This is a genomic window from Pseudomonas sp. TE3-3-F2023 (assembly GCF_036784815.1).
Classification (GTDB): Bacteria; Pseudomonadota; Gammaproteobacteria; order Pseudomonadales; family Pseudomonadaceae; genus Aquipseudomonas; species Aquipseudomonas pudica.
In genome coordinates this window covers 3,887,520-3,914,465 of the sequence record NZ_CP145113.1, presented here as the reverse complement: position 1 = coordinate 3,914,465, position 26,946 = coordinate 3,887,520, and the positions used below count along the sequence as shown (strand labels likewise).

The following is a 26,946-nucleotide window of genomic DNA, read 5'->3' as shown; positions in this document are numbered from 1 at the left end:
GGTTTCTCGATCCCCATGGCGGCTAATGAAAAAAGCCCAACCAGAAAAAGGAACTCGAGAAGTGCATTTTCCCCTCCGCAGTCGCCAACTTCGCCTGTCATTGCTCGCCAGTAGCCTGCTTATCGCAATGTCGGCCCAGGGCCGGGAAAAGGTGAACGTGGATCTCCCCGCCGCACCGCTGGGCGAGGCCATAAACGCGCTCGCACAGCAGTCTTCGGTTCAGATCATCTTTGCCAGCGATCTCGGTGCAGGTTGGAACGCGCCTGCGGTGAAAGGGCGGTTCACACCTGAGGAAGCCCTTCAAACGCTGCTCAAGGACAGTGGCTTGCAGGTACAGGCCAAGGATGAACGCACGTTCGTCATCGTCGCGCAGGGTGCCCCTGCAGCCAGCCCCGCAACCCAGAGCGTGCCCGTGGAAATGGCACAGATGGAGATCACCGCCTCGCGCACCAGCAGCAGCCTGGTTTCCGCAACGCGGCAATCCACCGTTCTGGAGCATGAACAACTGCAGGAGCTGCGCCAGGGTTCAGAGAGCCTGGCCACGGTACTCGCCAAGGCGATTCCTGGCATGTCCGACTCCAGCCGCACCGTCACCGAGTATGGCCAGACCCTGCGCGGGCGCAGCATGCTGGTCATGGTCGACGGGGTGCCGCTCAATACCAACCGCGACTCTTCGCGCAACCTTGCCAACATCGACCCGGCACTGATCGAACGGGTCGAAGTCATTCGCGGCAGCAGCGCCATCTATGGCAGCGGCGCCACGGGGGGCATCATCTCCATCACCACACGGCCTGCCGGTGGCGAAAACCGTGCCGAAACCAGCCTGAGCGCCACCTCGCCACTTAGCCGCCTGGGCAGCGATGGCCTGGGTGGGCAGTTCCAGCAGTATTTCGCAGGCTCCCAGGGCGCGGTGGACTACTCGTTCGATTTCGGCACCCGCCACATCGGTGCCTCGTACGATGCGCACGGCGACCGGATCGCTCCGGAGCCCAGTCAAGGCGACCTGTTCGATTCGAACATCTACAACATTGGCGGCAAGCTGGGGCTGCACATCGACGAGAACCAGCGAATCCAGCTCGCAGTCAGCCACTACGACGCCCGCCAGGACACCGACTACGCGACAGATCCAAGCGTCGCGAAACTTCCCGCAGGCTCTGTGCCGGCCAATGCGATCAAGGGCCTGGACCTCGACGAGCAGAACCGCATTCGCAACACCCTGGTGAACCTGGAATACGAGAATCTCGACATTCTCGGAAGCCGGCTTTCTGCCCAGATATACTACCGGGACTACTTCACTCGCTTCACCCCGTTCGACGCCCGGGCCGTCGCCACCCGCGGCGGCAACGTCGACCAGATCATGCAGAACAGTGAAGTCTTCGGCAGCCGCCTGACCCTGCGCACGCCACTTGGCGACAGCGGCAGTACCGAGCTGGTGTGGGGTGGCGACTATAACCAGGAGCGCAGCGACATGCCGCTCGACGTCTTCGACCCTGCGGCTTATGACGCCAGTGGTGGCCTGGTCTTCGACAAGACCGGCAAGCTCACCTACATGCCCCCGCTGAGAACGAGAAGCGCCGGTGCGTTCGCCCAGTTGCAGCATCGCTTCGACGAGCATTGGTCTATCGACGGCGGCTTGCGCTACGAATATTCCACCGCCGAATTCGATGACTTCGTTCCGTTGTCCGAATCCACGGCTGCGTCCCCGGTGGCGGTGAAGGGAGGTGACATTCATTACGATGCGGTGCTGTCGAACCTGGGTATCGTCTACTCACCAGTACTCGGCCAGGAAATCTACGCCTCTTTCAGCCAAGGCTTCCAATTGCCCGACGTGGGCATTCAGTTGCGCAATGCGCGCCGTGGTTTCGATATCGACGCATCGAACCTGGAACCGGTCAAGACCAACAATTATGAGCTTGGCTGGCGAGGAGAGCTGGGCAGCAACACCCTCGGCACTCTGGCGCTGTTCTACACCACCTCCAAACTGGGGGACGTGCAAAGTTTCAACAATGGCCTGATTCTGACCCGCACCAAGGAGCGCATCTACGGTGCTGAAGCCAGTGCCGATTGGCTATCGGACGATGCGGTGTGGGGCGCAGGGGGGAGTGCGACCTGGATGCGCGGGCGAGAAAAACCGGACGGCAAAGGCTGGCAAGACATGACCGGCTATCGCGTTCCGCCGCTGAAGCTGACCGCCTACGTGCAATACAAGCCGACCCTGGACTGGAGCAACCGCTTGCAAGCCACGTTCTTCGACGGCAAGGACTACAGGCTCGATGGCGTGGACAGCTTTGGTCGGCATCAGGTGAGTACCTATACGACAGTGGACCTGGTCAGCCAGTACCAGATCTCCGCTGACGACAAGGTAAGCGTCGGTATCCAGAACCTGTTCAATCGCGATTATTACCCGCTCTACAGCCAATTGCTGCGCAATAACAACAACACCAGCCACTTGCCGGCACCCGGCACTGTGTTGACTGCCAGCTATACGCACAATTGGTAAGGTGGTGAGCAATCACCGGGCCGGTATCGAGCCCGGTGGTCTTTACATGTTTCGCTCTACCAGGCATGAGGAAGGTGGAGCGGACTATCTATATTGGGTAGCCGCGGTCGATCCGCAGCTGGCATGCTTGTCTCATTGCTAGTGGGAAGACGCAGGGAATCAATGATGGAACGTTCTTGCATTACTTATTACCTGGAAATGACTTCGGTTTCCGAGCTCAAGGAAAAGCCGCAGCGCCACGACCTTCAGATCATCGAATGTGAAGTGCCCCAGGGAGAATTCAATCGGTTTCTCTACAAGCTGGTAGGCGCGCCTTGGGGTTGGGTCGATCTTGATAGCTGGAGCAGTTCCCAATGGCAGGCGCTGGTTGAACAGGAGTGCCATCGCACCTGGGTTGCCTATCACCGTGGTGCGATAGCCGGTTACTACGAGCTTTATCGCCCTGACGGTTGTAACTGCGAAATCCGCTACTTCGGGTTGGCACCTCAGTTCCTGGGAGGTGGGTTCGGCGGAGCGCTCTTGAGTCACGCTATTCGATCTGCGTGGGAATGGCACGGTACAGAGCGGTTGTGGGTACACACGTGCACATTGGACCATCCTGCCGCGCTGCAAAATTATCAAGCGCGCGGATTGCGTATTTTCAAACAGCAGGAGGCAGAGCCAAGCCAATCAGCTCCGGGTTGAATCTGCTCCATGCCAAAGGAGGCCATGGGGTGAACGCAGCAGGACGCGACTGACCGTTTCCGACCCAGAGCGAACACTGACCCAAAGCTCTGTTGCCAGTGCAGGCCTCATCGCCGGCAAGCCAGCTCCCACAGGAATATGACCAGCCTTCAGGCATGCGCTGTACCTGTGGGAGCCGCGCTTGCCGGCGATGGGCCGCGAAGCGGCCCCGGTTACAGATGCCCGCTATCGACCCAAAGCGACGCCTTTTTCAGTCCCGCTCCGATCCATCACTCTTTATTGGCATTGAGCTTGCGCAGATCTTCATAGGTAGCCGAGTGCACAAACCAGAAGCCGGAAACAATGCACCCACTCAAGCTGCCCAAAGCGGGCAGCGCACCGAGAGTGGTTAGCTGCCATTCTTGACTGAATCTGGAACAGCCCGCCCAGGGAAATCGTCGCGCCAGCACCGGCCTGCAGCCCTGCGTTGAGTCCGGCAGCCATGATCACGTCCTTGGCCGAGCGCAGCAGGCGCACGGCACTGTCGTTTGGCAGCAGCAGGTTGCCTATCGGCGTTAGCGTAGCGGCAGTCATCGCTAACAGCTTGGTGTCCAGGCCGAACAGCATTGCCGCTCCGCTGGCGCCACCAATCAGCCCTACGCCGCCTTCGATGAACATACAATGGCCTTCAAGGTCCTCGCGAACCAGGCCCCGGGCAGCGACCGAATCAGCCACCAGCACCCTGCCGACTGCGGGGAAGTCCTCGCTACCCTTCGGCGGTCATCGCCCCATGGCAAACCTTGTAGAGCATGCCGGCGGGGGTGATTGGTAGTCATCCTTGTCCCCGTGTCTTGTCATCAACCGTCTATGGCGGGCAGGGTTACCAGCCTGTCGATCAGCGAGGCCAGATCAGGGATACCCCACGGTTTGGCCAGGAATGCGGCCCTCACGGGAAGTGAATGGGTATCAATGATCGTGTCGCCTGAAGTCAGAATCACGGGTAGGGTCGGCCACCTGCGCCAAATAACGTGCGCCAGGCCTAATCCGTCCATGCGGCCAGGCATGTGGATATCGGTCATGACCAACGCAGGAGGTTCTTCATGCGAAAGGTGGAGAAGCGCCTCGTCAGCATTTGCTGTGGATGTGATGCTTACCGCGTAAAGTGACGAGAGACTCTCTGCAGTGAGATCTCTGAGTAGCTCGTCGTCTTCCACGATCAGAATGGTTTTGGGCATGCGTCGTTCGCTCGCTTCTCGTATGCGTTAGGGCGTCCTGGCCTTACGACGTTGCTCCCAAGCGATGAGTGGTGCTCCAAGCGCCGTGAAGGATCAGCGGCTATCGTAGAAGGGCGCCAAGTGAACCGCCTTCACGCTCTGCACGGTTTCCGGGGGCGTAAACCGTCAATCCGAAAGGGAAGACCATGCAGCAGCTACCAGTTGACGAAACCATCCGAGCGGCCTTGAAAAAGACCCATGTGCGCCTGCAACGCCAACATGAACTGGTGGTGGAATTTGGCGTGATGGCCTTGAAAGCGACTGACCTGGACTTGTTGTTGACCCATGCCTGTGAAGTCGTCGCTGAAGGGATGAGCACTCGCTTCGCCAAGGTGCTGCAGCCGGCAGAGGAGGGGGAAGGTTTCATCTTGTCACACGGCGTGGGCTGGGACGCTTCTGACATCGGTCGGGCTGCCGTGGGTGCCGATGAAGCAAGCCCGGCAGGCTATGCATTGGCTACCTACAGGCCCGTGCTCTCGAACCATCTGGGCATGGAGAACCGCTTCCGAACACCGGAGCTGCTGAAGAAATACGGAATCGAGCGGGCTATCAACGTCCCGATCCGGGGCGTGCTTGGCCCCTTTGGCGTCCTCGAAGCCGACAGCAGTGACGGGGACGACTTTGTAGAAAGCGATCTGGTATTTCTGGAGGGTATCTCCAACGTCATTTCCATGGCCCTTGAGCGAATATCTGCGGGAGCAGATGTCTCTGTTCCCGATCCTTATTCGGAAACCCTTCTGAACGCGAGCCCCGATTGGGTCGAGATCCTGACGTCAAGCGGTGAGATCGAGTTCATGAACGAAACGGGGCTCCTCTTCCTGGCTACCCATTTGGCGGACGTGAAAGGTCAGCAGTGGCATGATTTGTGGCCCGAGGAGTCTCGTTCGCTCGTTTGGGAGGCATTGGCAAAAGTGAGTGGTGGCGAAACCGCTCGATTCGAGGCATATCACCCCATCTCTGCAGATGATCCAAAATGGTGGGACGTGACGGTGGCGCCAATCCTCGGAGTGGACGGCAAGGTCGAGCGGATCATCGCAGTATCGCGAGATATCACGGAACGTCATCAGTATGAGGCTCAATTGCTGTCGCTGATCGAGGCTCAGAATAGCAAGCAAAACCGAAGCGACCTCTACCTCGAAGAAATCCACCATCGCGTCAAGAACAGCCTTCACCTGGTAAACACGCTATTGTTGCTGCAGGCCAATCTCACGCCTGACGCAGCGGTCAAGTTGCAACTTGAAACCGCCGCCGGGCGAGTGGTGACCATTGCCACGGTTCACGAGCGGCTGTATCAAGCTGCCGAAGACCAGGAACTGCGCGCTCGTGATTACCTCGATGCTCTGCTGGGGGATCTGGGCAGAGCCTTGGCCGACCGGAAAATTGTGCTGGAGGCTGACGATTTCGTCTTGCCCCCAGAAAGAATGGCACCTTTGGGATTGGTAATTTCTGAACTGATCACGAATGCCCTCAAATACGGCAAGGGCGCCATCGAGGTGATCGTCAAGCATGCCGGCGACCATGCCCTGCTCACCGTCAGGGATGAGGGCGATGGATTCCCTGATAATTACCCTAAGCCGACGGGCACGGGCCTCGGCATGCGCTTGGTCAAAAGCTATTCCGGCTACGGCAGTGCGGCTGTCGAGGTGGATCGGACAGATAGTAAAAGCTGTATACACGTCCGTTTCAAGCTGTAGACACCGAGCGTTTGAAAGTGGCCCCATTGTCTTGCCCGGTCAGGCTGAACGAGGCTGTTGATCGCGTTCTTTCATGAGGGCGCCACAGGTCGATCCGATTTCACAAACCGAGCATGTTGTAGTGCACGTAGTACATGATCCATAGCGACAACCCCACCAGCAGCACGATGATCACTACCGTGAACACCAGCGCCACCAGGCTCCAGCGTTGCTCACGCGCCGTGGTCAGGTGCAGAAAGAACACCATGTGCACCAGAATCTGGATCACCGCGCAAGCCAGCACCAGCAGGAACGTGGCGGTGCGCGGTAAGCTTGGATACATGGCCAGCCCGAAAGGGATCAGCGTCAGCAGGGCAGCCAGCACAAAGCCGACGTTGTAGGACTTGTGGCTGGACTGGCTGGCCCCGGCGCTGCTATGAACCTGGCTTTCGCTGCTCATTGGATCACCCCGAACAAGTAGACGACGGTAAACACGCACACCCACACAATGTCGAGGAAATGCCAGAACAGGCTCAGGCAGCTCAGCCGTGTGGAATTGACGCAGCACAGGCCGCGCTGCTGCACCTGAATCATCAGCAAGGCCATCCACACCAGGCCGATCAGTACATGCAGGCCGTGGGTGCCAACCAGGGTGAAGAAGCCGGTGAGGAACGCGCTGCGCTGCGGGCCGTAGCCTTCGGCGATCAAGTGATGAAATTCGTTGAGCTCCATGGCGATGAAACCCAACCCGAGCACGAAGGTGACACCAAGCCACTGCAACACGCGGCGTTTGTCGTTGCGGTGATTGGCGAGCATGGCGTAGCCGTAGGTGATACTGCTGAACAGCAGCAAGCCGGTTTCACCGAGCACGTAGGGCAATTCGAAGATGTCTGCCGCGCCCGGGCCGCCTGCCACCGACTGGCCCAGCACGGCGTAGGTGGCGAACAACGTGGCGAACAGGATGCAGTCGGTCATCAGGTAGACCCAGAAGCCAAACAGGCTCAGCGAGCCCGCATCCTCGTAACCTTGCTCTTGCTGATGGGCAGTTTCGTTCAGGACGATATGCGACATGGCTCAAGCCTCCGCCATCAGTTGGCGCCGTTCGGTTTCCACGCGTTCGACTTCCTCGGCCGTCACGTAGTACTCGGTATGCTGGTCGTAGCTGCGCACGATCAATGCTGCCACCGTAGCCAGCAGGCTGGCGATCACCAGCCACCAGATGTGCCACACCAGGGCGAAGCCCAGCACCGTGCTCAACGCGCCGATCACCACGCCCAGGCTGGTGTTGCACGGCATGTGAATCTTGCGGAAGTCCGCCTCGACAAGTGTCTTGACCCCGCGTTCCTTCATGCCCCAATAGGCGTCGATGCCGTGCACTACCGGTTGTTCGGCGAAGTTGTAGAACGGCGGCGGTGAGGCGGTGGCCCATTCCAGCGTGCGGCCGTCCCAAGGGTCGCCGGTGCGGTCGCGGTTTTCGTGGCGCTTGCGGATGCTCACGATCAGCTGCGTCAGCTGGCAGGCCACGCCGCAGAGGATGATAAGCACGCCAACCATCTCAAGCAGCAGAAACGGCCGCCACTCGGGCACATTGAAATGGTTCAGGCGCCGGGTCATGCCCATGAAGCCGAGGAAGTAGGACGGCATGAAAGCGAAATAGAAACCTGCCAGCCAACACCAGAACGCCGCACGCCCCAGCGGGTCGTGGAGCTTGAAGCCGAACGCCTTGGGGAACCAATAGGTCAGGCCACACATGTAGCCGAATACTGCGCCGCCGATGATCACGTTATGAAAATGCGCGATCAGGAACAGGCTGTTGTGTAACAGGAAGTCGGCGCCTGGCACTGCCAGCAGCACACCGGTCATGCCGCCGATGCTGAAGGTGACGATGAAGCCGACGGTCCACAGCATTGGTGTCTCGAAGCGCACCCGCCCGCGGTACATGGTGAACAGCCAAGTGAAGATCTTAACCCCTGTGGGCACGGCGATGATCATGGTCATGATGCCGAAGAATGCGTTCACGTTCGGCCCGGCACCCATGGTGAAGAAGTGGTGCACCCAGACGACGAACGACAGCACGGTGATGACGATGGTCGCCCATACCAGCGAGTAATAGCCGAACAGCCGCTTGCGCGAAAAGGTCGAAGCCACCTCCGAGAAGATGCCGAATGCCGGCAGGATCAGGATGTACACCTCAGGGTGGCCCCAGGCCCAGATGAGGTTGATGTACATCATCGGGTTGCCGCCCAGTTCGTTGGTAAAGAAGTGCATGCCCAGGTAACGGTCCAGGGTGAGCATGAACAGCGTCGCGGTGAGGATGGGGAAGGCGGCCAGGATCAGGATCGACGTGCACAGCACGGTCCAGGTGAACACCGGCATGCGGAACAAGGTCATGCCGGTGGTGCGCATCTTGAGAATGGTGACGAAGAAATTGAGCCCCGTCAGCAAGGTGCCTATCCCCGATATCTGCAACGACCAGATGTAGTAGTCCACGCCCACGCCGGGGCTGTAGGCGATGCCGGATAACGGCGGATAGGCGACCCAGCCCGTGCGGGCGAACTCACCAATGCCCAGTGAGATGTTGACCAGCACCGCGCCGGAAACGAACAGCCAGAAGCTCACTGCGTTGAGGAACGGGTAGGCCACGTCGCGGGCGCCGATCTGCAGCGGCACCACAATGTTCATCAAACCGACCACGAACGGCATGGCCATGAAGAAGATCATGATCACGCCGTGGGCGGTAAAGATCTGGTCGTAGTGCTCCGGCGGCAGGTAGCCGGGCGAACCGTCCGAGGCCATGGCCTGTTGGGTGCGCATCATCAAAGCGTCGGCGAAACCGCGCAGCAGCATTACCAGGGCGACGACGATGTACATTACGCCGATACGCTTGTGGTCGACCGAGGTGAACCACTCCTTCCACAGGTACGTCCACTTGCGCTTGCAGGTGATGGCCGCGACCCCGCCTATACCCATCAGCCCGACCACGGCAAGGGTGTACATGATGATGGGCTCGTCAAAGGGGATGGCATCCCAGGTCAATTTCCCGAACATGTGTGTCACTCCTTGCTGCCTTGCGGCGATTCATCCTGGGGGGCACTCAAGCGCCGCTCGACCTCGCGGGACCGGTTGATGCCCTGGTACTTGTCGATCAATGACTGGAACAGGCCGGCATCGACCGCAGCGTAATGCTCTACCGGATGGCCGACGCTGGGTTCGGCCAGCTGCTTATAGCGCCTCTGATCGAGCTGGCGTTGCGAGCCGCGGACCTTGGCCACCCAGGCATCGAAACCGGCCTGGTCGAGTGCAAGGGCCTTGAAGTGCATGTCGGAGAAGCCGGGGCCGTTGTAGTTGGCGGCGATACCGGTATAGCTGCCCGGCTCATTGGCGATCAGGTGCAGCTGGGTCTGCATACCGGCCATCGCATATATCTGCCCGCCCAGCGCAGGAATGAAGAACGAGGTGATGGCGCCATCGGAGGTCACCCGGAAATCCACGGGTGTGTCCACCGGCATGGCCAGTTCATTGACCGATGCGATGCCCAGTTCGGGGTAGACGAACAGCCACTTCCAGTCGGTGGCGATGACCTGCACCTTGACCGGCGCCTTGTCGGCATCCAGCGGACGATACGGGTCGAGCGCGTGGGTAGAACGCCAGGTCACCACCCCGAGCACGATGATGATGAGCAGCGGCACGCCCCAGACCACTGCCTCGATTGCGCGCGAGTGGCTCCACTCTGGCGTGTAGCGCGCCTTTTCGTTGGAGGCGCGGTAATGCACCGAGAACACCAGCGCCATGATCATGACCGGGACGACCACCACCAGCATCAACAGCGTGGCCAGGATGATCAGATTGCGTTGTTCCAGCCCGACCTGGCCCTTGGGGTTGAACAGCACCATGTCGCAGCCCGAAAGCTGCAGCGTGATGACGCCCAGCATCAACAGGCCGAGTAGTCGTGTGGCTTTAGTAGTTCCCTCTGCCATGCGCGGATCCTGTAATTGTTGCCGAATGTTTGTTGTGTTGATGTAGAAGGACGACCCGGGCAGGAAGGTTGTATGTAAATCCCGTAATCACGACGAATGGTGTTATGCAAACTCGAGGAATTTTCTTTCCACAGCCTCGGCGAGGGGCGGGCGGTGTTTGCCCCAAAGCAAGCGGATCAAACTTTTTGCCGCCGTCGGACTCTTCTGCAAACATTCATTGATGCGAGGAGAAGCGCATGAAACCTGATGAAGGCAAGACCGGCGACAAGGTCCCAAGGCCGCTGTCTTCTGAAGAGGCGCAGCAAGGGCACCGGGCGCCAGACCCGCTGCTCGAGCGCCCTGACCCGGATACCGAAACGGTGGACAAAGTCATTACGCCCACCTCCATTCATGAACAGGAAGAACAGACGCGCCAGATCAACCAGCACCTCGAGGAGGCCGACAGGAAACGCCGCCGCTGAGGCAACGGCAACAGATCAAAGGCGCGACGATGATTAGCGCCACTGATCTGCTATTCACGTACAGCACTGAACACCGGGGTAAATCGATTACCCCAACAGGGTAGGGCGCTTTCCATCGCCCCTGACTTCTGGGAGTTCAGCATGAAAGCAATCGTATACAACGCACCGCGCGACGTGGCCGTCAAGAATGTCACCGATGCAAGAATCGAGAAACCAACTGATGTGCTGGTGCGCATCACCACCACCAATATCTGCGGGTCCGACCTTCACATGTATGAGGGGCGCACATCGTTCGAGGCCGGGCGTGTGTTCGGCCATGAGAACCTCGGTGAGGTGATAGAGGTCGGGGCAGGGGTGGACCGCGTCAAGGTCGGCGACTGGGTCAGCCTGCCTTTCAACATCGGCTGTGGGTTCTGCGAAAACTGCGAAAAAGGCCTTACAGGGTTTTGCCTCACCGCCAACCCGGGGACTGCCGGGGCCGCATACGGCTTTGCCGACATGGGACCCTACCAAGGTGGCCAGGCCGAGCTGTTGCGTGTGCCATACGCTGATTTCAACTGCCTGGTGTTGCCGGAGGACGCCCAGGAACGTGAAGATGACTACGTCATGCTTTCGGATATTTTCCCCACTGGCTGGCATGCAACAGAGCTTGCCGGCCTGCAGCCGGGCGAGAGCATTGCGATCTATGGAGCGGGCCCTGTCGGGTTGATGGCGGCTTATTCGGCAATCATCAAAGGTGCCTCCGAGGTATTCGTGATCGACAACCAGCCGGATCGTTTGAGGCTGGCCGCGCAGCTTGGGGCAACCCCCATCAACGCGGTCGAGCAAAAGGCCGTGGACGAGATCATGAACCTGACCCACGGCAGAGGCACCGATCGGGGATGCGAATGTGTGGGTTACCAGTGCTGCGACAAGCATGGCCATGAAGCGAACTACCTCACCATGAACAACCTGGTTGCCTCAACCAAGGCTACCGGTGGCATAGGTGTCGTGGGTGTGTTCGTGCCAGAAGACCCGGGTGCGAAGAACGACCTGGCGAAGCAGGGCAAGATGGCTTTCGATTTCGGAGCGTTCTGGTTCAAGGGCCAGTTCATCCGCACAGGCCAGGCGAATGTGAAGGCCTATAATCGCCGCCTGGCGCAGCTCATTCATCATGGGCGCGCCAAGCCTTCCCAGATAATTTCCCATCGTTTGACGCTTGCTGAAGGTCCCGACGCCTACAAGCATTTTGATGCGCGCGATGATGGCTGGACGAAGGTGGTGCTCAAGCCTGCTGCCTGACTCGCACCCCGAAGCTTCCAGGGAAGGAAACTCGGCGAGGGAGGGGTTCGTCTGGTGAGCTAACTGGCACCTGCTTGAAACAAGCCCCGAACCACCTCCCTCATCCAGCGATTCCCGCTGTCTTGCTGGTAGCGCGCGTGCCAATGCTGCTTTACCGTGAAACCCTCCACTGCAAACGGGCAATCGTGCACCTGCAGACCATGCATGTCGGCAAGTGTCTGCCCGATGTGCCGTGGCAGCGTAGCCACCAGGTCGGTCGACCCGACAATCATGCCTAACCCAAGAAACGCCGGCAGCTCCAGCATTATCCTGCGTTCGATGCCGGCCCGTGCCAGCCCAGCCTCGAGCAACTTCTGCCCGGTCCCGGCACTGATTTGTACATGCCCCTCGGCCTCGTAGCGCGCCACGGTCATGCCTTTGCCCAGTCGAGGGTGTCGCGTGTCGCTCAAGCAGACCCAGTCCTGTTCGAACAACACTTGCTGATACATCCCCGCACCCAACCAAGGCACGAAGCCGATGGCCAGGTCCGCCTCGCCCGACTCCAGCGCGCTTTCGGTATTGCCATCTATGCGCGCCGCCTCCAGGCGAATACCCGGCGCATGCGTACGCAGGTGGTTGAGGATGCTGGGCAGCAGGGTGATATGGCTGGCATCACTGACGCACAGGCGAAAGCGCCGTTGCGCTGTGGCCGGAACGAATTGCGGCTCCCAGGTAGTCAGGCGCCGCAGCGATTCCAGCACCTCGCGGCATGGACCGATCAACTGGTCTGCCCGCGGGGTAGGGGCCATCCCCCCAGGGGTACGCACGAACAGCGGATCGTTGAGTTCTTCACGCAAGCGCCCCAACCAGATACTCACGGTAGGTTGGCTCTGGCCGAGCTGTTCGGCGCTGCGGGTCACACTACGGCATTGGTAAAGCACATCGAACAGCTGCAGCAGCTTGGGATCAGGCAAGGCATCGAGCGTACTCATTATTGCAAAACTCAATAGGTCTATTGATCTCATTGTATAGCCGAAATAAGCCTCGCTGCATAAGGTGGTCGCAAACCACAGGAGGTCCGCGATTTGAAAATCTGCATTCTGGGCGCCGGCGCCCTGGGTTGCGCCATTGGTGCGGCCTTGAGCGAGGCGGGGCACGAAACCTGGCTGTTGAATCGTGGCCAGGCACATGTCGAGGCGATGAACCTGCGCGGGCTGCGGGTACAGGACGAGCGCGGCGAGCGGCAGGTCCGGGTTAGGGCGGCTTGCGATGCGGCAACCGTGGGCGTGGCGGACCTGGTAGTGGTGCTGGTCAAGTCGTTCCACACCAGCGAGGCGATTGCCGGTGCCAAGGCGCTGATCGGGCCGCAGACGCTGGTGCTGTCACTGCAGAACGGTCTTGGCCACGAAGACATCCTGGCCGAGGCCGTGGGGCGTGAGCGGGTACTGGCCGGCAAGACCTATGTCGGTGGCGTGCTGCTGGCGCCGGGTTCGATTCGTGCCGGTGTAGCAGGCAAGCACACCTTCATCGGCGAGCTCGATGGCCAACGGACCTCCCGTGTGCAGGCCATTGCCGAGGTCTTCAATGGCGCCGGGCTCGCCACCACGGTAAGCGACAACATTCTCGGCACCATGTGGGACAAGCTGCTGGTCAACGTCGCGACAGGCGCGCTCAGCGGCATCACCATGCTCAGTTATGGCCAGCTGTACAGCGAGCCGCTGCTGGAAAGCACCGCCAAGGCAGCGGTGAGCGAGGCCATCGCCGTCGCCGAGCGTGCCGGCATCCGCCTGAACCTCACCAGCCCGGACGCTGCGTGGCGCCTGGCAGCTGAAGGCCTGCCGGCAAGCTTCCGTACCTCGATGCTGCAGAGCCTGGAAAAAGGCTCGGTCACCGAGATCGATTTCATCAACGGCTCCGTCGTGCGCTGGGGCCAGCGCCATGGCGTGGCTACGCCGGTCAACGCGACCCTGGTTGCCTGCATCAAGGGTATCGAGCGCGCCATGGCCGATCAGCAGAAGGGAAGTAATCCATGAGCCAGCCAAAAGCCTACCTTGAACACGTTGCGTTCTGGGTGCGGGACATCCAGTGGCACATCCGCTTCTTCAGCGAGGTGTGCGGCATGACCATGCGTGAAATACAGGGCGACGTCGAGCAGCCTGCGCAGTACTGGACCCTTGGTGGCCTGCAGTTCATACACCAGCCGGACTTTGCCGGGCCGGAAGGGCGCATGGCACACCTGGGCATCATGTGCGAGGACCTCGAAGCAGCCCTGGCCGCCGCACAGCGCTTCGGCGTCAGCGAAATGCCCCAGGGCCGCAACTGGCTGCGCCTGCCTGACGGCCTGGCGGTCGAGTTCATTCAGGCATTGCCGGCGAAATGCGTCGCCCAGGCTCTGGCCATCGACCCACGTGCAGAGGTGGTGGCATGAGCGTGGTTGAAAAATACTGGGACGATGCCCGTGAGGGCGATGAATGCATCAGCCCCACCTATACCGTGACGCGCGAACGCATCCTGGCCTACGCCGAGCTCACCGGCGACCATACCCCGGTGCATGTCGACGAGGCGTATGCCAACGCTAGCCACTTCGGCTGCCTGGTTGCCCATGGTCTGTTCGGCCTGTCGATCGCCGACGGCCTGAAGACCCAGTGCGAATACCGCTTTGTACCGGGCATGTCGCTGGGCTGGACGTGGGACTTCGTGCTGCCGATCAAGGTCGATGATGTGCTGCACGTGCGCATGCGCGTGGGGGCGATGCGCCCGAGCAACAGCCGACCGGGCTGGGGCATCGTGGTCTTGCCGTCGGAGCTGATCAACCAGCACGGCGAAGTCGTGCAGCGTGGCGAGCACCGGCTGATGGTGCCGAGGAGGGTGCAGGCATGAGCCAGGCATTGCCATTGGCGGGTATCCGCGTCATCGACTATAGCCACTTCCTGGCCGGGCCCTATGTGGGCCGCTGCCTGGCAGCACTGGGCGCCGAGGTGATCAAGGTCGAACGGCCGGGCAGCGGCGATGCCGGCCGCCAGCACGCGTTTACCCTTGATGAACAGCAGAGTGGTTACTTCCTGCAGCTGAACATGGGCAAGCAGGGCGTCAGCGTGAACATGAAGGACCCACGTGGCAAGGCGTTCATGCAACGCCTGACCGACTCGGCCGATGTGTTCGTCGAAAACTATCGCCCCGGCGCCCTGGACAAACTGGGCCTGGGCTATGCAGAGCTGTCGACGCGCAACCCGCGACTGGTGTACTGCTCCATCTCCGCGTACGGCCATACCGGGCCGGATGCCCACCGCGCCGGTTTCGGGCTGATTGCCGAGGCCAAGAGCGGGATCATGCAGATGGTCGGCGTGCCAGGCGAAGCGCCGCCGTTGCTGCGCATTTCCCTGGGCGACATGTACACCGGCATTCATGCCGTGGCGGCGATCAATGCGGCGCTACTGGGCCGGGTGAGCAGTGGTCGTGGCCAGCACATCGACATGGCCCTGTACGACACGCTGGTGTCGATGCATGAATACGCGGTGCAGTGCTACACCTTGTCCGACGGCACCGTCCTGCCCGAGCAGACCGGCCATGACATGCCCACCTCCACCCTGTACGGCGTGTTTCGCGCGGCCGATGGCGACCTCGTGATCGCCGCCCAGGTAGACGACGCCTGGAAGCGCTTTGCCGCGATGCTCGAGGCCAACGGTGGCCCGCCCGGGTTCGGCAGTGACAACCGCTACCACAGCCTCAATGGTCGCAACACCCATCGGCAGGCGATCCTGGCCGTGGTGCGTGACTGGGTCGGTGCGCGCCGGGTAGCCGATATCCTGCAATTGCTCGATGCCATCGACATCCCCAGCGCCAAGGTGCAGCGCATCGACGAAGTCGTGGCCGACCCGCAGATCCAGGCGCGCAACATGGTCATCGAGCAGCAGCACCCGCGCTACGGTACCTTGCGCCTGCCCAACCTGCCGTTCCGCTTTTCCGACTGTGATACCACGATCCACCAGGTGGCCCCGGACCTCGGTCAGCACAATGCCGAAGTGGCCGCCGGCCTAGGTTTCAGCCCTGAAGAAATCACCGCCATGCAAGCAGACGGTGTGCTGTTCACCCACGGAGATGCCCGATGAGCGACCGCTATGCAGTGATCGGCCGACCGATCAACCACACCAAGTCCCCGTTGATTCATGGCCTGTTCGCCCAGGCCAGTGGCCAGTGCCTGGAGTACGGCGCCATCGAGGGCGAACTCGAGGGCTTCGAGGCCCAGGTGCTGCAGTTTCGCGATGAGGGCGGGTTGGGCATGAACATCACCGCGCCGTTCAAGTTGCGTGCCTTCGAGCTGGCTGACCAGCGCAGCGAGGCCGCCCAGCTGGCGCGGGCGGCCAATGCACTGAAGTTCGAGGATGGCCGAATCGTTGCCGAGAACTTCGACGGCATTGGCTTGTTGCGGGATATCGAGGAAAACCTCGGTGAACCGCTGGGCAATCGACGGGTACTGTTGCTCGGCGCCGGTGGTGCGGTGCGTGGTGCGCTGCTGCCGTTCCTGCAGGCAGGGCCGAGCGAGCTGGTACTCGCCAACCGTGACATGTCCAAGGCGCTCACCTTGCGCAACGAAGTGGATCATCCGAGGCTGCGCATCAGCCGTTATGAGGAGCTGGAGGGACAGTCCTTCGACATCGTGGTCAACGCCACCTCCGCGAGCCTAACCGGCGAGCTGCCGCCACTGCCCGAGGGCGTGCTGGGCGAGACGCGGCTGGCTTACGAGCTGGCGTATGGCAAAGGCCTGACGCCGTTCCTGCGCATGGCCCAGGCGCAGGGTGTGGCGCGCCTGGCCGATGGCGTCGGCATGCTGGTCGAGCAGGCGGCGGAGGCTTTCGCCTGGTGGCGCGGGGTGCGGCCAGAAACTCGGGCAGTGATCGATCGCCTGACCATTCCCCTCAAGTAGGATCACGGTCCCTGTGGGAGCGGGCCAGCCCGCTACATGGAACTGCACATGGCCTATTGAATCAGCAGGGCCCCTGTGGCAGCGGTCGCTTTCGAATTGAGTTCTTTACGCGACAGCGCAGCCCACAGGTACCCTGCCAATCAGTAGGGCGGCGCAGGCAGTTCGGCCAACAGCCTTCTCAGCCCGTCGCTCCACTGCCTGCGTATCTGCTCGTAATAGGCATCGTCGCTGGTGATGCGCTGGCGTTTCGGTATTTCCAGGCTGTCCTTCTGATACACCAGCAGGTCCAATGGCATGCCCACCGACAGGTTGCTGCGAATGGTCGAGTCGAACGAGATCAGACCGCAGCGCAACGCTTCGTCGAGTGGCATATGGTAGCCAAGGTTGCGATCGAGAATCGGCCGCCCATACTTGCTCTCGCCCAGTTGCAGGAACGGGGTGTCCGGCGTGGCCTGGAAGAAATTGCCCTGCGCATAGACGTTGTATATGCCCATGGGGCCACCGGCTATCTGGCCGCCGACAATGAACGAACTGCTCAAGTCGATTCCGGCCGACAGCTTGCTGCGATCACGGCTGACCACTTCACGCAGTGTATCGGCGACCAGTACCGTTGCATCGTAGAGCGTGGCAACGTTCAGCAGGTGGGGGCCGGGGCCCCGTGTGCGTTGCTGGAGCAGGTTCACCACCGATTGCGAGGTCGCCAGGTTGCCGGCGGTCTGCAGCACGATCAGGCGCTCCCCCGGCACGCCGAACACGAACAACTTGGCAAAGCTGGCGATCTGGTCGATGCCCGCATTGGTGCGAGAGTCGCTGATGAAGACAAGCCCGTCCGCCAAGTGCATGGCGACACAATAGGTCATGCTGTTTCCCTTTTTTTATGAACGGGTGCTGCGTCTGTCACTGGCGGTGCACGTGCACGCTGGCCTGCATCGATTCGGCGCCACCCCCGCGGCGCACGCCCCTGACCGGGCAGGCATCGAGGTAGTCCAGGCCCACTGCCAGCTTCAGGTGACGCTCTGGCCGAACAAGGCGGTTGGTGATGTCGAAGCTGTACCAGGCGTCATCGACCCAGGCCTCGGCCCAGGCATGGCTGGCCAGGTGCTGCTCGTCTTCGGTGCACAGGTAGCCGGAGACATAGCGTGCCGGAATACCCAGGCTGCGTGCGCAGGCAAGGAACGCGTGGGTATGGTCCTGGCAAACCCCGGCCGCGCCGTTGAACGCTTCGATGGCAGTGGTGCCCACCGATGTGGCGCCGGGGCTGTACGGCATGTGCTCGGCCAGGCCTTGCATCAGCCCGATCAGCGCCGCCCGGTCGCGGTGTTCGCCACAATGTCGGCTGGCGAAGGCCTTGAGTGCGTCATCGGCCTGGGTCAGGTGGCTGCCGCGCAGGAATGGCAGGGGGGAATGTTCGCCGGCCTCCTGCTCGCGCTCCGGGTCGATCTCCACCTGGCCGCTGGCGGTCAGCGCCAGGTGGCCATGGGGTTTGTCCAGGGTCAGTACATGCAGGATGTTGCCATAGGGGTCGATCTGGGCCTTGACCTTGCAGGGCAGGTCCAGTTGCCATTCATTGATGCGCTGGCGCTCGCTGCTGCGTGGTGTAAGGCGCAGGAACTGGATGCTGTTGCACACATCGCTGGCATAGCTGTAGGTAGTGTCGTGGCGAATGGACAGTTTCATACGACCTCCAGATAGGAGTGATGGACCGCCTGGCCCAGTTGATTGATGCGCCCGATGAAGTCGCTCAACCACGGGTGCAACCCCGCTTCGAGAATTTCGTCGATCGCGGTGTAGCGCAGGCGAGCGTTGAGTTCGGCGGCCATGCGTTGGGCGGCGCGCCCGGTGCTGCCGGGCAGGCTGGCAAGGATCTGGTCCAGTTCCTCGATACAGGCATGCAGCGAGCGGGGCACGTCGACCCGCAACAACAGCAGCTCCGATACCGGCCGTGCACTGGGCGCGGCGCGATAGAGTTCGTTGAAGGCTTCGTAGGAGGTCAGCGCGCGCAGCAACGCGCTCCATTGGTAATAGCCACGGGCGGAGTCATCGCTGACCTCCTCGGAGGCCTCACCGAACATTTCATAGCGTGCATCGAGCAGGCGCAGGGTGTTGTCGGCTCGCTCCAGGAAGGTCCCCAGGCGGATGAAACTGTACGCGTCGTTACGCATGATGGTGCCTGAGGTCGCACCGCGGAACAGATGCGAGCGTTCCTTGACCCAGTCGCAGAACTGGCTGATGCCATAACGGCCAAGGCCATTGCTGGCAATGTTGCGCATCTCGATCCAGGTAGCGTTGATGTTCTCCCACATGTCGGCGGTGATGCGGCCACGCACTGCGTGGGCATTGGTCCTGGCCGCCTGCAGGCAGCAATAGATGCTGCCGGGGTTGGTCGCGTCGAGGGCGAAGAAGTGCAGCATGCGCTCGGTGTCGAGTTCGGTGTGCCGGCGGCGGTAGTCGTCCAGTGTTCCGGATGCCAGCAGTGACATGGCCAGCTCGGCATGGCCGTCACTGCGGCCGGCCTGGGGCATCAGCGATAGCGAATAACTCACCTCGAGCATGCGCGCAAGGTTTTCTGCGCGCTCCAGGTAGCGCGACATCCAGTACAGGTCGGAAGCAGTTCTCGAAAGCATGGTTCAGTCCTCCACCACCCAGGTGTCCTTGGTACCGCCGCCCTGCGACGAGTTGACCACCAGCGAGCCTTCCTGAAGGGCCACCCGGGTCAGGCCGCCTGGCACCAGCCGCGTTTCACTGCCGGACAGCACGAACGGGCGCAGGTCGATGTGGCGCGGGGCGATGCCGTTGTCGACGAAGGTCGGGCATGTGGAAAGGCACAGGGTGGGTTGGGCGATGTAGGCGTGCGGACGGGCCTTGATGCGGGCGCGGAAGTCCTCGATCTGCGCACTGGTGGCCGCTGGCCCGACCAACATGCCGTAGCCACCGGAGCCCTGGGTTTCCTTGACCACCAGCTCGGGCAGGTGGGCCAGGACATGGGAAAGCTCTGCAGGCTTGCGGCACTGCCAGGTCGGGACGTTGTTCAGCACTGGCTCTTCGCCCAGATAGAAGCGGATCATGTCGTCGACAAAGGGGTAGATCGACTTGTCGTCCGCCACGCCGGTGCCTACCGCGTTGGCCAGCACCACGTTGCCGGCGCGGTACACCGAGATCAGCCCCGGCACGCCCAGCATCGAGTCAGGGTTGAACGACAGCGGGTCGAGGTAGTCGTCGTCCAGGCGCCGATAGATCACATCCACCTGTTGTGGACCGGCGGTGGTGCGCATGTAGACATGCTCGTCGCGGATGAACAGGTCCGCGCCCTCCACCAGTTCGATACCCATTTCCCGAGCCAGGAAGGCATGCTCGAAATAGGCACTGTTGAAGCGACCAGGGGTGAGCAGCACGGCGGTGGGGTTGTCCAGTGGGCTGGCGCTCTTGAGCGTGTCCAGCAGCAGGTTGGGGTAGTGGTCGATCGGGGCGATCCGCTGTGCGGCAAACAGCTCGGGGAACAGCCGCATCATCATCTTGCGGTCTTCGAGCATGTAGCTGACCCCGCTGGGGGTGCGCAGGTTGTCCTCCAGCACGAAGTAGCTGCCGTCCCCGTCGCGGACCAGATCGACCCCAGCGATGTGGGCATAGAGCCCACGGTGCAGCCCCAGGCCCTGCATGGCGATCTGGTAGCCTTCATTGGCCAGCACCTGCTCCGGCGGGATGATGCCGGCCTTGAGGATGCGCTGGTCGTGGTAGATGTCCTGCAGGAACAGGTTCAGGGCGTGCACCCGCTGGATGCAGCCGCGCTCGACCATGCGCCATTCACTGGCACGAATGCTGCGCGGGATGATGTCAAAGGGGATCAGGCGCTCGGTGTCCTGTTTGTCACCGTACAGGGTGAAGGTGATACCGGCGCGGTGAAACAGCAGGTCTGCTTCGCGTCGCCGTTGCTCCAGCAGCTCCAGCGGGGTGTTTGCCAACCAACGGGCGAACTCCTGGTAATGCGGGCGGCAACTGCCGTTCGTTTCGTACATTTCATTGAAAAATGCCCGGGACATACCCACTCCTTGCCACCGTTGCCGGCAGCTTCATTGCGGTTCATCTACGTGTTTCAGGGTGCGGCCTTGCGGGTAGGTGGGTGCTGTGTCTGTGGCGAGCCTCGAATCCGATCAATTGCTGGTGCGTTGTGCACGCAGAAGCCGTTGCAATGAAGGTGCCGAAAGCCCGGCGTAGTTCCGGGATGACAACCAGGGGGCGCTAAGGCATTGAAACGGTAGGGGTTTATTGCCGCATACAACGATTGAGCCGCACGCAGAGCACTGGAGCGGCCCGCAGGCGTGCCTCAAAAAAAGGCGTGGCATGCACCCAGCTGCAGTTTTTGGCCTGAATTGGAGCAAGCCCATCCTCGCCTCGGTAGAAACTGTTGATTTTCCGAAGCTTCGGTTTATTGTAGAGATGCAAACATATTATGTTGAGTAGTCTACATGATCGATTGGTCGCTACTGATCCTCGGGTTGCCGACGGCCAATGCCACCGAGCGCATGCGTGCCTGGAGAAGCCTGAAGGCCTCAGGAGCCGCAGTGCTGAGGGATGGTGTTTACCTGCTGCCCGAACACTGTGCAGGCCGGGAGGTTTTCGCAGCAGTCGAGCGAGACGTGCTGGCTATAAACGGCACGGCATTTCTCCTGTCGCTGCCTGAGCGTGAAGAGCGCTTCAGCAGCCTGTTCGACAGGAGCGACGAGTACGCCAGGCTGATGGAAGAAATTGCAGGCTGCAGGGCCGAGTTGGCGCCAGAGAATGCGCTGCAGACCGCACGGCAGGTGCGCAAGCTCAGAAAGGCCTTCAGCCAGTTGGCGTTAACCGATTTTTTCCCGGGCGAGCCCAAGGCGCAAGCCGATGCGGCGCTGCAAGAGCTCGAGGCCGCGATTGGCCGCGCACTGTCTTGCGATGAGCCGAGTGCCCACGACGAGGCGATCACCCGACTGGAACGCAACGATTACCAGGGTCGCCTTTGGGCCACCCGCAAGCGCCCATGGGTGGATCGGTTGGCATGTGCCTGGTTGATTCGTCGCTTCATCGATGCCGACGCTCGATTCATCTGGCTGGACAGGCCTGAAGACTGCCCGGACGATGCGCTGGGCTTCGATTTTGATGGGGCCAGGTTCAGCCATGTCGGCCAGCGGGTGTCCTTCGAGACCCTCATCGAGAGCTTTGCCATACAGCAGCCGGGCCTGGCACGCTTGGCCGCAGTCATTCACTACCTGGATGTGGGAGGCAACCAGCCCTCGGAAGCGCCAGGCATCGAACGTGTCCTCGCGGGCTTGAGACAAGGCATTGGCGATGACGATCAACTGACAACGGTCGCCGGGGGCATCTTCGATGGCCTGCTGACGGCTTTCGCAAGTGAGGAAACCCCAAATGGTTGATAGCACCTCTGCAGTGGGCGAACAGCCACCATCGCAAGCGGTTCAGCGGCCGATCGGACTGTTCGAAGCATTCCTGTTCTGGCTCAAGCTGGGCTTCATCAGTTTTGGTGGGCCCGCCGGGCAGATCTCGATCATGCACCAGGAATTGGTCGAGCGTCGGCGCTGGATCAGCGAGAAGCGGTTCCTGCACGCGCTGAACTACTGCATGTTGTTGCCAGGCCCCGAGGCACAGCAGCTGGCCACCTACATCGGCTGGCTCATGCACCGCTCCTGGGGGGGCGTGATTGCGGGCGTGTTGTTCGTATTGCCCTCGCTGTTCATCCTGATTGGCTTGTCCTGGGTTTACATTGCCTTTGGCGAGGTCCCTGTGGTGGCGGGGATTTTCTACGGCATCAAGCCTGCAGTCACGGCCATTGTCGTCCACGCGGCGCACCGGATCGGCTCGCGCGCGCTGAAGAACGGCTGGCTGTGGGCCATGGCCGCAGCGTCGTTCGTGGCCATCTTCGCCCTCGATGTACCGTTCCCGTTGATCGTGCTGGTTGCCGGCATCGCAGGCTATGTGGGCGGTCGCTTCGCGCCAGGCAAATTCGTGATCGGTGGCGGTCATGGGGCTGCCAGGAACAGCTACGGCCCGGCCCTGATCGACGATGACACCCCCGCACCTGAGCATGCGCGTTTTCGGGTGGGGCATTTGCTGCGCCTGGTGCTGATCGGCGCAGTACTTTGGTCCTTGCCCATGGGGCTGCTGACGCTGGCGTTTGGCTGGGCTGGCACTCTGACGCAAATGGGCTGGTTCTTCACCAAGGCCGCACTTTTGACCTTCGGTGGCGCCTACGCCGTCCTGCCCTATGTCTATCAGGGCGCTGTCGGGCATTACGGCTGGCTGTCACCCACCCAGATGATCGATGGCCTTGCCTTGGGGGAAACCACGCCAGGTCCATTGATCATGGTGGTGGCCTTCGTCGGCTTCGTCGGTGGCTACGTGCATCCGATGTTCGGTGAGCAACACCCGTTCCTGGCTGGTGCAGTCGCGGCGAGCCTCGTCACCTGGTTCACCTTCCTGCCGTCGTTCCTGTTCATCCTCGCCGGTGGCCCGTTGGTGGAATCGACCCACAACGAGATGAAGTTCACCGCACCACTGACGGGTATCACGGCCGCAGTCGTGGGGGTGATCCTCAACCTCGCCATGTTCTTCGGCTACCACGTGCTCTGGCCAAAGGGTTTCAGCGGGGCGTTCGACTGGCCTTCCGCGTTGATCGCCATTGCGGCCGCCGTGGCGCTGTTCCGCTTCAAGCGTGGCGTGATCCAGGTACTGTTCAGCTGCGCCCTGGCCGGCGTGGCGGTCCATATGTTGCGAGGTTGATACCGGTTGCCGGCCGACATCGTCGGCCGGCTTTCCATGATTCAGAAGGTGTAGGTCACCCGCCCGAAGTAATAACCGCCGGTAAAGCCATAGGGCGAGTACACCCCGTATCCCTTGGCGGGGCGCCAGGCGCCCCTGCGTGGTCAACCCAAAAGCCTGTGCCCAGCCACCTCGCCGAAAAGCTCGACGGGTTCCTGCAGGTTGCCCAGGTAACGTGGATGGAACAGCCACAGATCTACCTGCGGCTTGAAATCACTGACGTTGATCACATCCAGCGCATCGCGGTGGCGGCTGGCCTGCAATAGTGGTTCGGGCACCAGACCCAGGCCCTGGCCATTGGCGACCAGGCCCAGTTGCAACTCGGTGCCGAAGGTTTCCAGGTTGATCGACAGCCTCAGGCCCTGTTCGCTCAGCGCTCGCTGCAGGCCGGCGCGGAAACCACAGCCATCGGGGTTGAGCACCCAGCCACGGGTGTAGCAGTCCTTGAGCTTGTAGCTGCGCTTGGTGACGCTGCCCTTGGCAGCTACCACTTTCAGCGACATGCGTGCGATCGAACGGCTGGCGATGCCTTCCGGGAAGATCTTGCCCGGTGGGAACAGCGCGGCGGCTGCGTCCAGTTCGGCGTTTTCCATGCGCGCAATGAGGCTGCTGCCCCAACCGCTGCTGACCTGGGTGCGCAATTGCGGGTAGGCCTCGCGAATCTGCGCCAGCGCATCCAGCAGTACCACGTCACCCAAGGTCTGCGGCACACCCAGGCGCAGGGTGCCAGAAGGGGCGCCATCGTTGGCCACCAGTTCGCGCAGCGAGTCGATCTCGCGCAGGATCGCCTTGCACTGCTCTGATGGAAAATAAGCCATTAGCATAATCTGCCTGACGGGTAATGCTATCGGTTCGGCTTTGATAGACGAAAACGCATACTAGGTTATTCCTAAAATCAATTTAATTTATATGATGGTTCTCGCTGGAGTCGCCTGGCACGGGTAGCATGAGACTGCCTGCCCAGACACCGAGCAACGCCATGTCCATCCGATCGAAGCTGCTGACCCTGGCCGCGGCCCTGCTGCTGGCCAGTCAGCCCGGCGCCGCTGAGCGCCTGACCCTCGCATCGGCGACCAGAAGGGCAACATGCGCGCCCAGCTGGAAGCCGCAGGCGCCTTGCGCGACCTGACTTACGACATCCACTGGGTCGAGTTCCCCGCTGCCGCGCCGCTGGCCGAGGCGCTCAATGCCGGGGCGATCGATGCCGGCATAATCGGCGATGCGCCGCTGCTGTTCGTGCTGGCTTCGGGGGCACCGGTCAAGGCCATTGCCGTGGACAAGTCCGACCCCTATGGCACGGCGCTGCTGGTGCGTCCTGATGCGCAGCTGCACAGCGCGGCCGAGCTCAAAGGCAAGCGCATCGCCACCGGTCGCGGGTCGATCGGCCATCATCTGGCTCTCAAGGCACTGGACCAGGTCGGCTTGAGCGAGAAGGATGTTGAGTTCCGCTTCCTCGGGCCGGTGGACGCCGGCGCAGCTACGACGTGCAGCCGGTGAAGCCGGAGAACCTGGCTGAGCAGCAGCGCTTCGCCGATGCGTTCTACCGCGAAGGGTTATCGCCCAGGGCGGTGGATGCCAAGGCGGTGAGCTTGTATGAGCCGGTTGCAGACTAGCGTGGGTAGTCTGTCTGGTTTGTTCTTTCTTCTTTTCAATGTCCGCTCTCAGGTGAAAGCGGTCACTATCAACTAATGGATTTGGCCATTTCCGAGGTTCCAGTCCAACCGGTTTGCTCGTAGACAGGTTTACCCGTCTCGGTGGCGTGCAGGACAGCGAAGGTGATGCCTCGGCGGGCGAACTCGGCGTCGGCTGCCTGCATCAAGGCTGAAGCCAGGCCACGGCGGCGGTAGGCCGGCTGGACGAACACATTCAGCACGTACCCACGCTTGTCCAGGGTCGGGTGCGATGGATGGGGAGGCCAATCAATACTCATCAGGCCAATGGCTGCGATCGCTTGGTCGCCATCCAGGAGCTTGAAACCGTAGTACCGACCGTCAGCAAGCCGCTCCTCCAACCATGGCCGAAAGTGCTGAGTCATGACTTGCAGTTTTTCAGGATCGCCACCTGCCTCAAGAAACATCTCCTGGCGATGCGAGCAGATCATTTCTGCGTCAGCGGGCCCGACCGGGCGGCAGGCCAAGCCCGAAAACTCTCCGCATCCTTGTAGTTCGCTCATCGTTTATCCAGTGTCGGTGGCCGATTCATGAGAAGGCAGCCTATGGCACCTTCAGGCCTGTTTGCAATGGCTTGGTTCAATGCCCGCCGGGCCAAAAGAACCAATGGCTAACGATCGACCTTGGCAAACCATTCAGCTCGTGTCATCTCCCATATTTCGACGCGCATCGGCCCGCAGACAAAATCACCTTCTCGTACGCCGACCATACGCATACCCTCATGCTCCGAGACCCTGCGTGAAGCGTGGTTGGCAACCGCTTTGGGAACCTGCATGACCGGCCGTGACAATGTCTCGAACCAATACGCGTTGATGACCCGGCATGCTTCGCGCATATAGCCTTTTCCCCACCACTGCGGTGCAAGCCAGAAGCCTCTGTTGTTACCCGGCTGCTCAAACAAACTGATGCTGCCAAGGATGCACTCGGCATCGTCGCGCCTGCGGATCATCCAATGCCATTCACGACACGCTGCCATGGCTGGCAGGGCGACATCGCGTACATAAACCAGCGCACCATCTTCTGGATATGGCCATGGAACACGACGATCCAGGTAGCGCACTACCTCCCATTGCGGAAACAACTTCTGAATGAAGGGGGCATCCTTCAACTGGAGTGGCGTGAGGACAAGGCGATCGGTGAGCAGTGTCGGAAGGCGATCCATGGCATTCGTTCCTGGGCATCCTTGCGGAGGGCTTTCAATCTGCTATCGACCCATCGCCGGCAAGCGCGGCTCCCACAGGTACAGCGCATGCCTGAAGGCTGGTCATATTCCTGTGGGAGCTGGCTTGCCGGCGATGAGGCCTGCACTGGCAACAGGGCTTTTCCGAAATTTGAGCCTTTCGGTGGCCATCCGGGCTCGTCACAAGCCCGGCGCCACGTGACACTACTGGGGAACGGCAGCGGTAATGATCACTTCCACCAGCAGCTGCGGATCTGCCAGCTTCGCCTCGCCGCAGGCTCGCGCCGGTGCATGGCCGCTGGGTACCCAGGCATCCCATACGTTATTCATCTCGTCAAAGTCTGCCATGTCGGCCAACCAGATAATGGCCTGAAGCAGGTGCTGGCGAGTGGTGCCGGCCTCATCGAGCAGTGCATCGACCCGCGCCAGGGCTTCTCGGGTCTGTTCCGCCACCGTCTGGCCGGTCTCGCCGACCTGGCCGGCAAGATAGACGGTGTCGCGGTGGATCACGATCTGGCTCATGCGCGGGTCGATCTGTTTGCGTTGAATGGTCATGG

General features: G+C 61.2%; 27 protein-coding genes and 2 pseudogenes. 14 read left to right on the top strand and 15 right to left on the bottom strand.

All coding sequences use genetic code 11. The annotated features are described in order from the left end of the window. Nucleotides 1-61: 61 nt before the first annotated feature. Together V3314_RS17660 and V3314_RS17655 are read left to right on the top strand one after the other, a co-directional pair. Complete coding sequence (locus V3314_RS17660; protein ID WP_338459387.1) at nucleotides 62-2,500, top strand: TonB-dependent receptor; 2,439 nt, start codon at nucleotides 62-64, stop codon at nucleotides 2,498-2,500. A gap of 165 nt (nucleotides 2,501-2,665) precedes the next feature. Next, nucleotides 2,666-3,184, top strand: coding sequence for a GNAT family N-acetyltransferase (locus V3314_RS17655; protein WP_085598436.1), 519 nt, complete (start codon nucleotides 2,666-2,668; stop codon nucleotides 3,182-3,184). 303 nt (nucleotides 3,185-3,487) lie between these two features. Here the strand turns inward: V3314_RS17655 and V3314_RS17650 are convergent, their stop codons facing one another. Both V3314_RS17650 and V3314_RS17645 read right to left on the bottom strand, forming a co-directional pair. Continuing rightward, complete coding sequence (locus V3314_RS17650; protein WP_196188455.1) at nucleotides 3,488-3,841, bottom strand: hypothetical protein; 354 nt, start codon at nucleotides 3,839-3,841, stop codon at nucleotides 3,488-3,490. A 179-nt stretch (nucleotides 3,842-4,020) separates the two neighbouring features. Then, nucleotides 4,021-4,398, bottom strand: coding sequence for a response regulator (locus tag V3314_RS17645; protein ID WP_108481401.1), 378 nt, complete (start codon nucleotides 4,396-4,398; stop codon nucleotides 4,021-4,023). Nucleotides 4,399-4,583: 185 nt separating this feature from the next. On the opposite strand from V3314_RS17645, the gene V3314_RS17640 reads away from it, so the two are divergent. Next, nucleotides 4,584-6,131 carry a histidine kinase dimerization/phosphoacceptor domain -containing protein gene (locus V3314_RS17640; protein WP_108481402.1) on the top strand — a complete coding sequence of 516 codons (1,548 nt, stop codon included), beginning with the start codon at nucleotides 4,584-4,586 and terminating at the stop codon, nucleotides 6,129-6,131. A gap of 100 nt (nucleotides 6,132-6,231) precedes the next feature. Here the strand turns inward: V3314_RS17640 and cyoD are convergent, their stop codons facing one another. The 4 genes from cyoD to cyoA are packed head-to-tail and all read right to left on the bottom strand — an operon-like array spanning nucleotide 6,232 to nucleotide 10,087. Next, entirely contained in the window at nucleotides 6,232-6,570 is a 339-nt protein-coding gene (cyoD, locus tag V3314_RS17635) for a cytochrome o ubiquinol oxidase subunit IV (protein ID WP_046613796.1), read from the bottom strand. Continuing rightward, nucleotides 6,567-7,181, bottom strand: a complete 615-nt coding sequence (gene cyoC / locus V3314_RS17630) for a cytochrome o ubiquinol oxidase subunit III (RefSeq protein WP_085598446.1) — start codon at nucleotides 7,179-7,181, stop codon at nucleotides 6,567-6,569. The genes cyoD and cyoC overlap by 4 nt, the downstream gene beginning before the upstream one ends. 3 nt (nucleotides 7,182-7,184) lie before the next feature. Next, complete coding sequence (gene cyoB, locus V3314_RS17625; protein WP_322492967.1) at nucleotides 7,185-9,158, bottom strand: cytochrome o ubiquinol oxidase subunit I; 1,974 nt, start codon at nucleotides 9,156-9,158, stop codon at nucleotides 7,185-7,187. A gap of 5 nt (nucleotides 9,159-9,163) precedes the next feature. Next, entirely contained in the window at nucleotides 9,164-10,087 is a 924-nt protein-coding gene (cyoA, locus tag V3314_RS17620) for a ubiquinol oxidase subunit II (protein WP_338459386.1), read from the bottom strand. Between the two features lie 236 nt (nucleotides 10,088-10,323). Here cyoA and V3314_RS17615 point away from each other — a divergent pair, with 236 nt between their 5' ends. Beyond that, nucleotides 10,324-10,548: a hypothetical protein gene (locus V3314_RS17615; RefSeq protein ID WP_046613792.1), complete on the top strand. Its 225-nt coding sequence runs from the start codon at nucleotides 10,324-10,326 to the stop codon at nucleotides 10,546-10,548. Between the two features lie 141 nt (nucleotides 10,549-10,689). After that, nucleotides 10,690-11,829: a glutathione-independent formaldehyde dehydrogenase gene (locus V3314_RS17610; protein WP_046613791.1), complete on the top strand. Its 1,140-nt coding sequence runs from the start codon at nucleotides 10,690-10,692 to the stop codon at nucleotides 11,827-11,829. Between the two features lie 59 nt (nucleotides 11,830-11,888). Here the strand turns inward: V3314_RS17610 and V3314_RS17605 are convergent, their stop codons facing one another. Then, complete coding sequence (locus V3314_RS17605; protein WP_046613790.1) at nucleotides 11,889-12,800, bottom strand: LysR family transcriptional regulator; 912 nt, start codon at nucleotides 12,798-12,800, stop codon at nucleotides 11,889-11,891. A gap of 93 nt (nucleotides 12,801-12,893) precedes the next feature. Here V3314_RS17605 and V3314_RS17600 point away from each other — a divergent pair, with 93 nt between their 5' ends. The 5 genes from V3314_RS17600 to aroE are packed head-to-tail and all read left to right on the top strand — an operon-like array spanning nucleotide 12,894 to nucleotide 16,732. Next, nucleotides 12,894-13,841 carry a ketopantoate reductase family protein gene (locus V3314_RS17600; protein ID WP_085598454.1) on the top strand — a complete coding sequence of 316 codons (948 nt, stop codon included), beginning with the start codon at nucleotides 12,894-12,896 and terminating at the stop codon, nucleotides 13,839-13,841. Continuing rightward, complete coding sequence (locus V3314_RS17595; protein WP_046613788.1) at nucleotides 13,838-14,236, top strand: glyoxalase/bleomycin resistance/dioxygenase family protein; 399 nt, start codon at nucleotides 13,838-13,840, stop codon at nucleotides 14,234-14,236. Before V3314_RS17600 ends, V3314_RS17595 begins: the two co-directional genes overlap by 4 nt. Next, nucleotides 14,233-14,688, top strand: coding sequence for a MaoC family dehydratase (locus V3314_RS17590; protein WP_046613787.1), 456 nt, complete (start codon nucleotides 14,233-14,235; stop codon nucleotides 14,686-14,688). The genes V3314_RS17595 and V3314_RS17590 overlap by 4 nt, the downstream gene beginning before the upstream one ends. After that, nucleotides 14,685-15,917 carry a CoA transferase gene (locus V3314_RS17585; protein ID WP_046613786.1) on the top strand — a complete coding sequence of 411 codons (1,233 nt, stop codon included), beginning with the start codon at nucleotides 14,685-14,687 and terminating at the stop codon, nucleotides 15,915-15,917. The genes V3314_RS17590 and V3314_RS17585 overlap by 4 nt, the downstream gene beginning before the upstream one ends. Further along, a complete protein-coding gene (aroE, locus tag V3314_RS17580; RefSeq protein ID WP_108481407.1) occupies nucleotides 15,914-16,732 on the top strand; it encodes a shikimate dehydrogenase in 819 nt (272 codons plus the stop codon). The genes V3314_RS17585 and aroE overlap by 4 nt, the downstream gene beginning before the upstream one ends. A 140-nt stretch (nucleotides 16,733-16,872) precedes the next feature. Here the strand turns inward: aroE and V3314_RS17575 are convergent, their stop codons facing one another. The 4 genes from V3314_RS17575 to V3314_RS17560 are packed head-to-tail and all read right to left on the bottom strand — an operon-like array spanning nucleotide 16,873 to nucleotide 20,769. Further along, a complete protein-coding gene (locus V3314_RS17575; RefSeq protein WP_046613784.1) occupies nucleotides 16,873-17,592 on the bottom strand; it encodes a proteasome-type protease in 720 nt (239 codons plus the stop codon). A 37-nt stretch (nucleotides 17,593-17,629) separates the two neighbouring features. Continuing rightward, nucleotides 17,630-18,409, bottom strand: a complete 780-nt coding sequence (locus V3314_RS17570) for a transglutaminase family protein (RefSeq protein ID WP_085598460.1) — start codon at nucleotides 18,407-18,409, stop codon at nucleotides 17,630-17,632. Then, nucleotides 18,406-19,356: an alpha-E domain-containing protein gene (locus tag V3314_RS17565; RefSeq protein ID WP_015270105.1), complete on the bottom strand. Its 951-nt coding sequence runs from the start codon at nucleotides 19,354-19,356 to the stop codon at nucleotides 18,406-18,408. The genes V3314_RS17570 and V3314_RS17565 overlap by 4 nt, the downstream gene beginning before the upstream one ends. A 3-nt stretch (nucleotides 19,357-19,359) precedes the next feature. Then, nucleotides 19,360-20,769 carry a circularly permuted type 2 ATP-grasp protein gene (locus tag V3314_RS17560; protein WP_046613782.1) on the bottom strand — a complete coding sequence of 470 codons (1,410 nt, stop codon included), beginning with the start codon at nucleotides 20,767-20,769 and terminating at the stop codon, nucleotides 19,360-19,362. A gap of 426 nt (nucleotides 20,770-21,195) precedes the next feature. Here V3314_RS17560 and V3314_RS17555 point away from each other — a divergent pair, with 426 nt between their 5' ends. After that, nucleotides 21,196-22,137: a chromate resistance protein ChrB domain-containing protein gene (locus V3314_RS17555; protein ID WP_338459384.1), complete on the top strand. Its 942-nt coding sequence runs from the start codon at nucleotides 21,196-21,198 to the stop codon at nucleotides 22,135-22,137. Next, entirely contained in the window at nucleotides 22,130-23,500 is a 1,371-nt protein-coding gene (chrA, locus tag V3314_RS17550; RefSeq protein ID WP_338459383.1) for a chromate efflux transporter, read from the top strand. The genes V3314_RS17555 and chrA overlap by 8 nt, the downstream gene beginning before the upstream one ends. 143 nt (nucleotides 23,501-23,643) lie before the next feature. On the opposite strand, the pseudogene V3314_RS17545 reads toward chrA, so the two are convergent. Beyond that, nucleotides 23,644-24,336 (bottom strand): annotated as a pseudogene (locus V3314_RS17545) (substrate-binding domain-containing protein); the annotation flags it as partial. Between the two features lie 182 nt (nucleotides 24,337-24,518). Here V3314_RS17545 and V3314_RS17540 point away from each other — a divergent pair. Together V3314_RS17540 and V3314_RS17535 are read left to right on the top strand one after the other, a co-directional pair. Continuing rightward, a pseudogene (locus V3314_RS17540) lies at nucleotides 24,519-25,009 on the top strand (PhnD/SsuA/transferrin family substrate-binding protein); the annotation flags it as partial. A 14-nt stretch (nucleotides 25,010-25,023) separates the two neighbouring features. Further along, complete coding sequence (locus V3314_RS17535) at nucleotides 25,024-25,152, top strand: hypothetical protein (protein ID WP_338459382.1); 129 nt, start codon at nucleotides 25,024-25,026, stop codon at nucleotides 25,150-25,152. Nucleotides 25,153-25,220: 68 nt separating this feature from the next. Here V3314_RS17535 and V3314_RS17530 read toward each other — a convergent pair whose 3' ends face one another. From V3314_RS17530 to V3314_RS17520, 3 genes are all read right to left on the bottom strand, one after another. Further along, entirely contained in the window at nucleotides 25,221-25,712 is a 492-nt protein-coding gene (locus tag V3314_RS17530) for a GNAT family N-acetyltransferase (protein WP_085598468.1), read from the bottom strand. A gap of 107 nt (nucleotides 25,713-25,819) precedes the next feature. Further along, nucleotides 25,820-26,371: a GNAT family N-acetyltransferase gene (locus tag V3314_RS17525; RefSeq protein WP_046613778.1), complete on the bottom strand. Its 552-nt coding sequence runs from the start codon at nucleotides 26,369-26,371 to the stop codon at nucleotides 25,820-25,822. Nucleotides 26,372-26,593: 222 nt separating this feature from the next. Beyond that, nucleotides 26,594-26,944 (bottom strand): RidA family protein, encoded by a 351-nt coding sequence (locus tag V3314_RS17520; protein WP_046613777.1) that lies wholly within the window; start codon nucleotides 26,942-26,944, stop codon nucleotides 26,594-26,596. Nucleotides 26,945-26,946 lie beyond the last annotated feature (2 nt).

Excerpts from the sequence above, each read along its gene's own strand:
- V3314_RS17655 (WP_085598436.1), top strand. The coding sequence starts at position 2,666 with ATGGAACGTTCTTGCATTACTTATTACCTGGAAATGACTTCGGTTTCC.
- V3314_RS17650 (WP_196188455.1), bottom strand. The coding sequence starts at position 3,841 with ATGTTCATCGAAGGCGGCGTAGGGCTGATTGGTGGCGCCAGCGGAGCG.
- V3314_RS17645 (WP_108481401.1), bottom strand. The coding sequence starts at position 4,398 with ATGCCCAAAACCATTCTGATCGTGGAAGACGACGAGCTACTCAGAGAT.
- V3314_RS17640 (WP_108481402.1), top strand. The coding sequence starts at position 4,584 with ATGCAGCAGCTACCAGTTGACGAAACCATCCGAGCGGCCTTGAAAAAG.
- cyoD (WP_046613796.1), bottom strand. The coding sequence starts at position 6,570 with ATGAGCAGCGAAAGCCAGGTTCATAGCAGCGCCGGGGCCAGCCAGTCC.
- cyoC (WP_085598446.1), bottom strand. The coding sequence starts at position 7,181 with ATGTCGCATATCGTCCTGAACGAAACTGCCCATCAGCAAGAGCAAGGT.
- cyoB (WP_322492967.1), bottom strand. The coding sequence starts at position 9,158 with ATGTTCGGGAAATTGACCTGGGATGCCATCCCCTTTGACGAGCCCATC.
- cyoA (WP_338459386.1), bottom strand. The coding sequence starts at position 10,087 with ATGGCAGAGGGAACTACTAAAGCCACACGACTACTCGGCCTGTTGATG.
- V3314_RS17615 (WP_046613792.1), top strand. The coding sequence starts at position 10,324 with ATGAAACCTGATGAAGGCAAGACCGGCGACAAGGTCCCAAGGCCGCTG.
- V3314_RS17610 (WP_046613791.1), top strand. The coding sequence starts at position 10,690 with ATGAAAGCAATCGTATACAACGCACCGCGCGACGTGGCCGTCAAGAAT.
- V3314_RS17605 (WP_046613790.1), bottom strand. The coding sequence starts at position 12,800 with ATGAGTACGCTCGATGCCTTGCCTGATCCCAAGCTGCTGCAGCTGTTC.
- V3314_RS17595 (WP_046613788.1), top strand. The coding sequence starts at position 13,838 with ATGAGCCAGCCAAAAGCCTACCTTGAACACGTTGCGTTCTGGGTGCGG.
- V3314_RS17590 (WP_046613787.1), top strand. The coding sequence starts at position 14,233 with ATGAGCGTGGTTGAAAAATACTGGGACGATGCCCGTGAGGGCGATGAA.
- V3314_RS17585 (WP_046613786.1), top strand. The coding sequence starts at position 14,685 with ATGAGCCAGGCATTGCCATTGGCGGGTATCCGCGTCATCGACTATAGC.
- aroE (WP_108481407.1), top strand. The coding sequence starts at position 15,914 with ATGAGCGACCGCTATGCAGTGATCGGCCGACCGATCAACCACACCAAG.
- V3314_RS17575 (WP_046613784.1), bottom strand. The coding sequence starts at position 17,592 with ATGACCTATTGTGTCGCCATGCACTTGGCGGACGGGCTTGTCTTCATC.
- V3314_RS17570 (WP_085598460.1), bottom strand. The coding sequence starts at position 18,409 with ATGAAACTGTCCATTCGCCACGACACTACCTACAGCTATGCCAGCGAT.
- V3314_RS17565 (WP_015270105.1), bottom strand. The coding sequence starts at position 19,356 with ATGCTTTCGAGAACTGCTTCCGACCTGTACTGGATGTCGCGCTACCTG.
- V3314_RS17560 (WP_046613782.1), bottom strand. The coding sequence starts at position 20,769 with ATGTCCCGGGCATTTTTCAATGAAATGTACGAAACGAACGGCAGTTGC.
- V3314_RS17555 (WP_338459384.1), top strand. The coding sequence starts at position 21,196 with ATGATCGATTGGTCGCTACTGATCCTCGGGTTGCCGACGGCCAATGCC.
- chrA (WP_338459383.1), top strand. The coding sequence starts at position 22,130 with ATGGTTGATAGCACCTCTGCAGTGGGCGAACAGCCACCATCGCAAGCG.
- V3314_RS17530 (WP_085598468.1), bottom strand. The coding sequence starts at position 25,712 with ATGAGCGAACTACAAGGATGCGGAGAGTTTTCGGGCTTGGCCTGCCGC.
- V3314_RS17525 (WP_046613778.1), bottom strand. The coding sequence starts at position 26,371 with ATGGATCGCCTTCCGACACTGCTCACCGATCGCCTTGTCCTCACGCCA.
- V3314_RS17520 (WP_046613777.1), bottom strand. The coding sequence starts at position 26,944 with ATGACCATTCAACGCAAACAGATCGACCCGCGCATGAGCCAGATCGTG.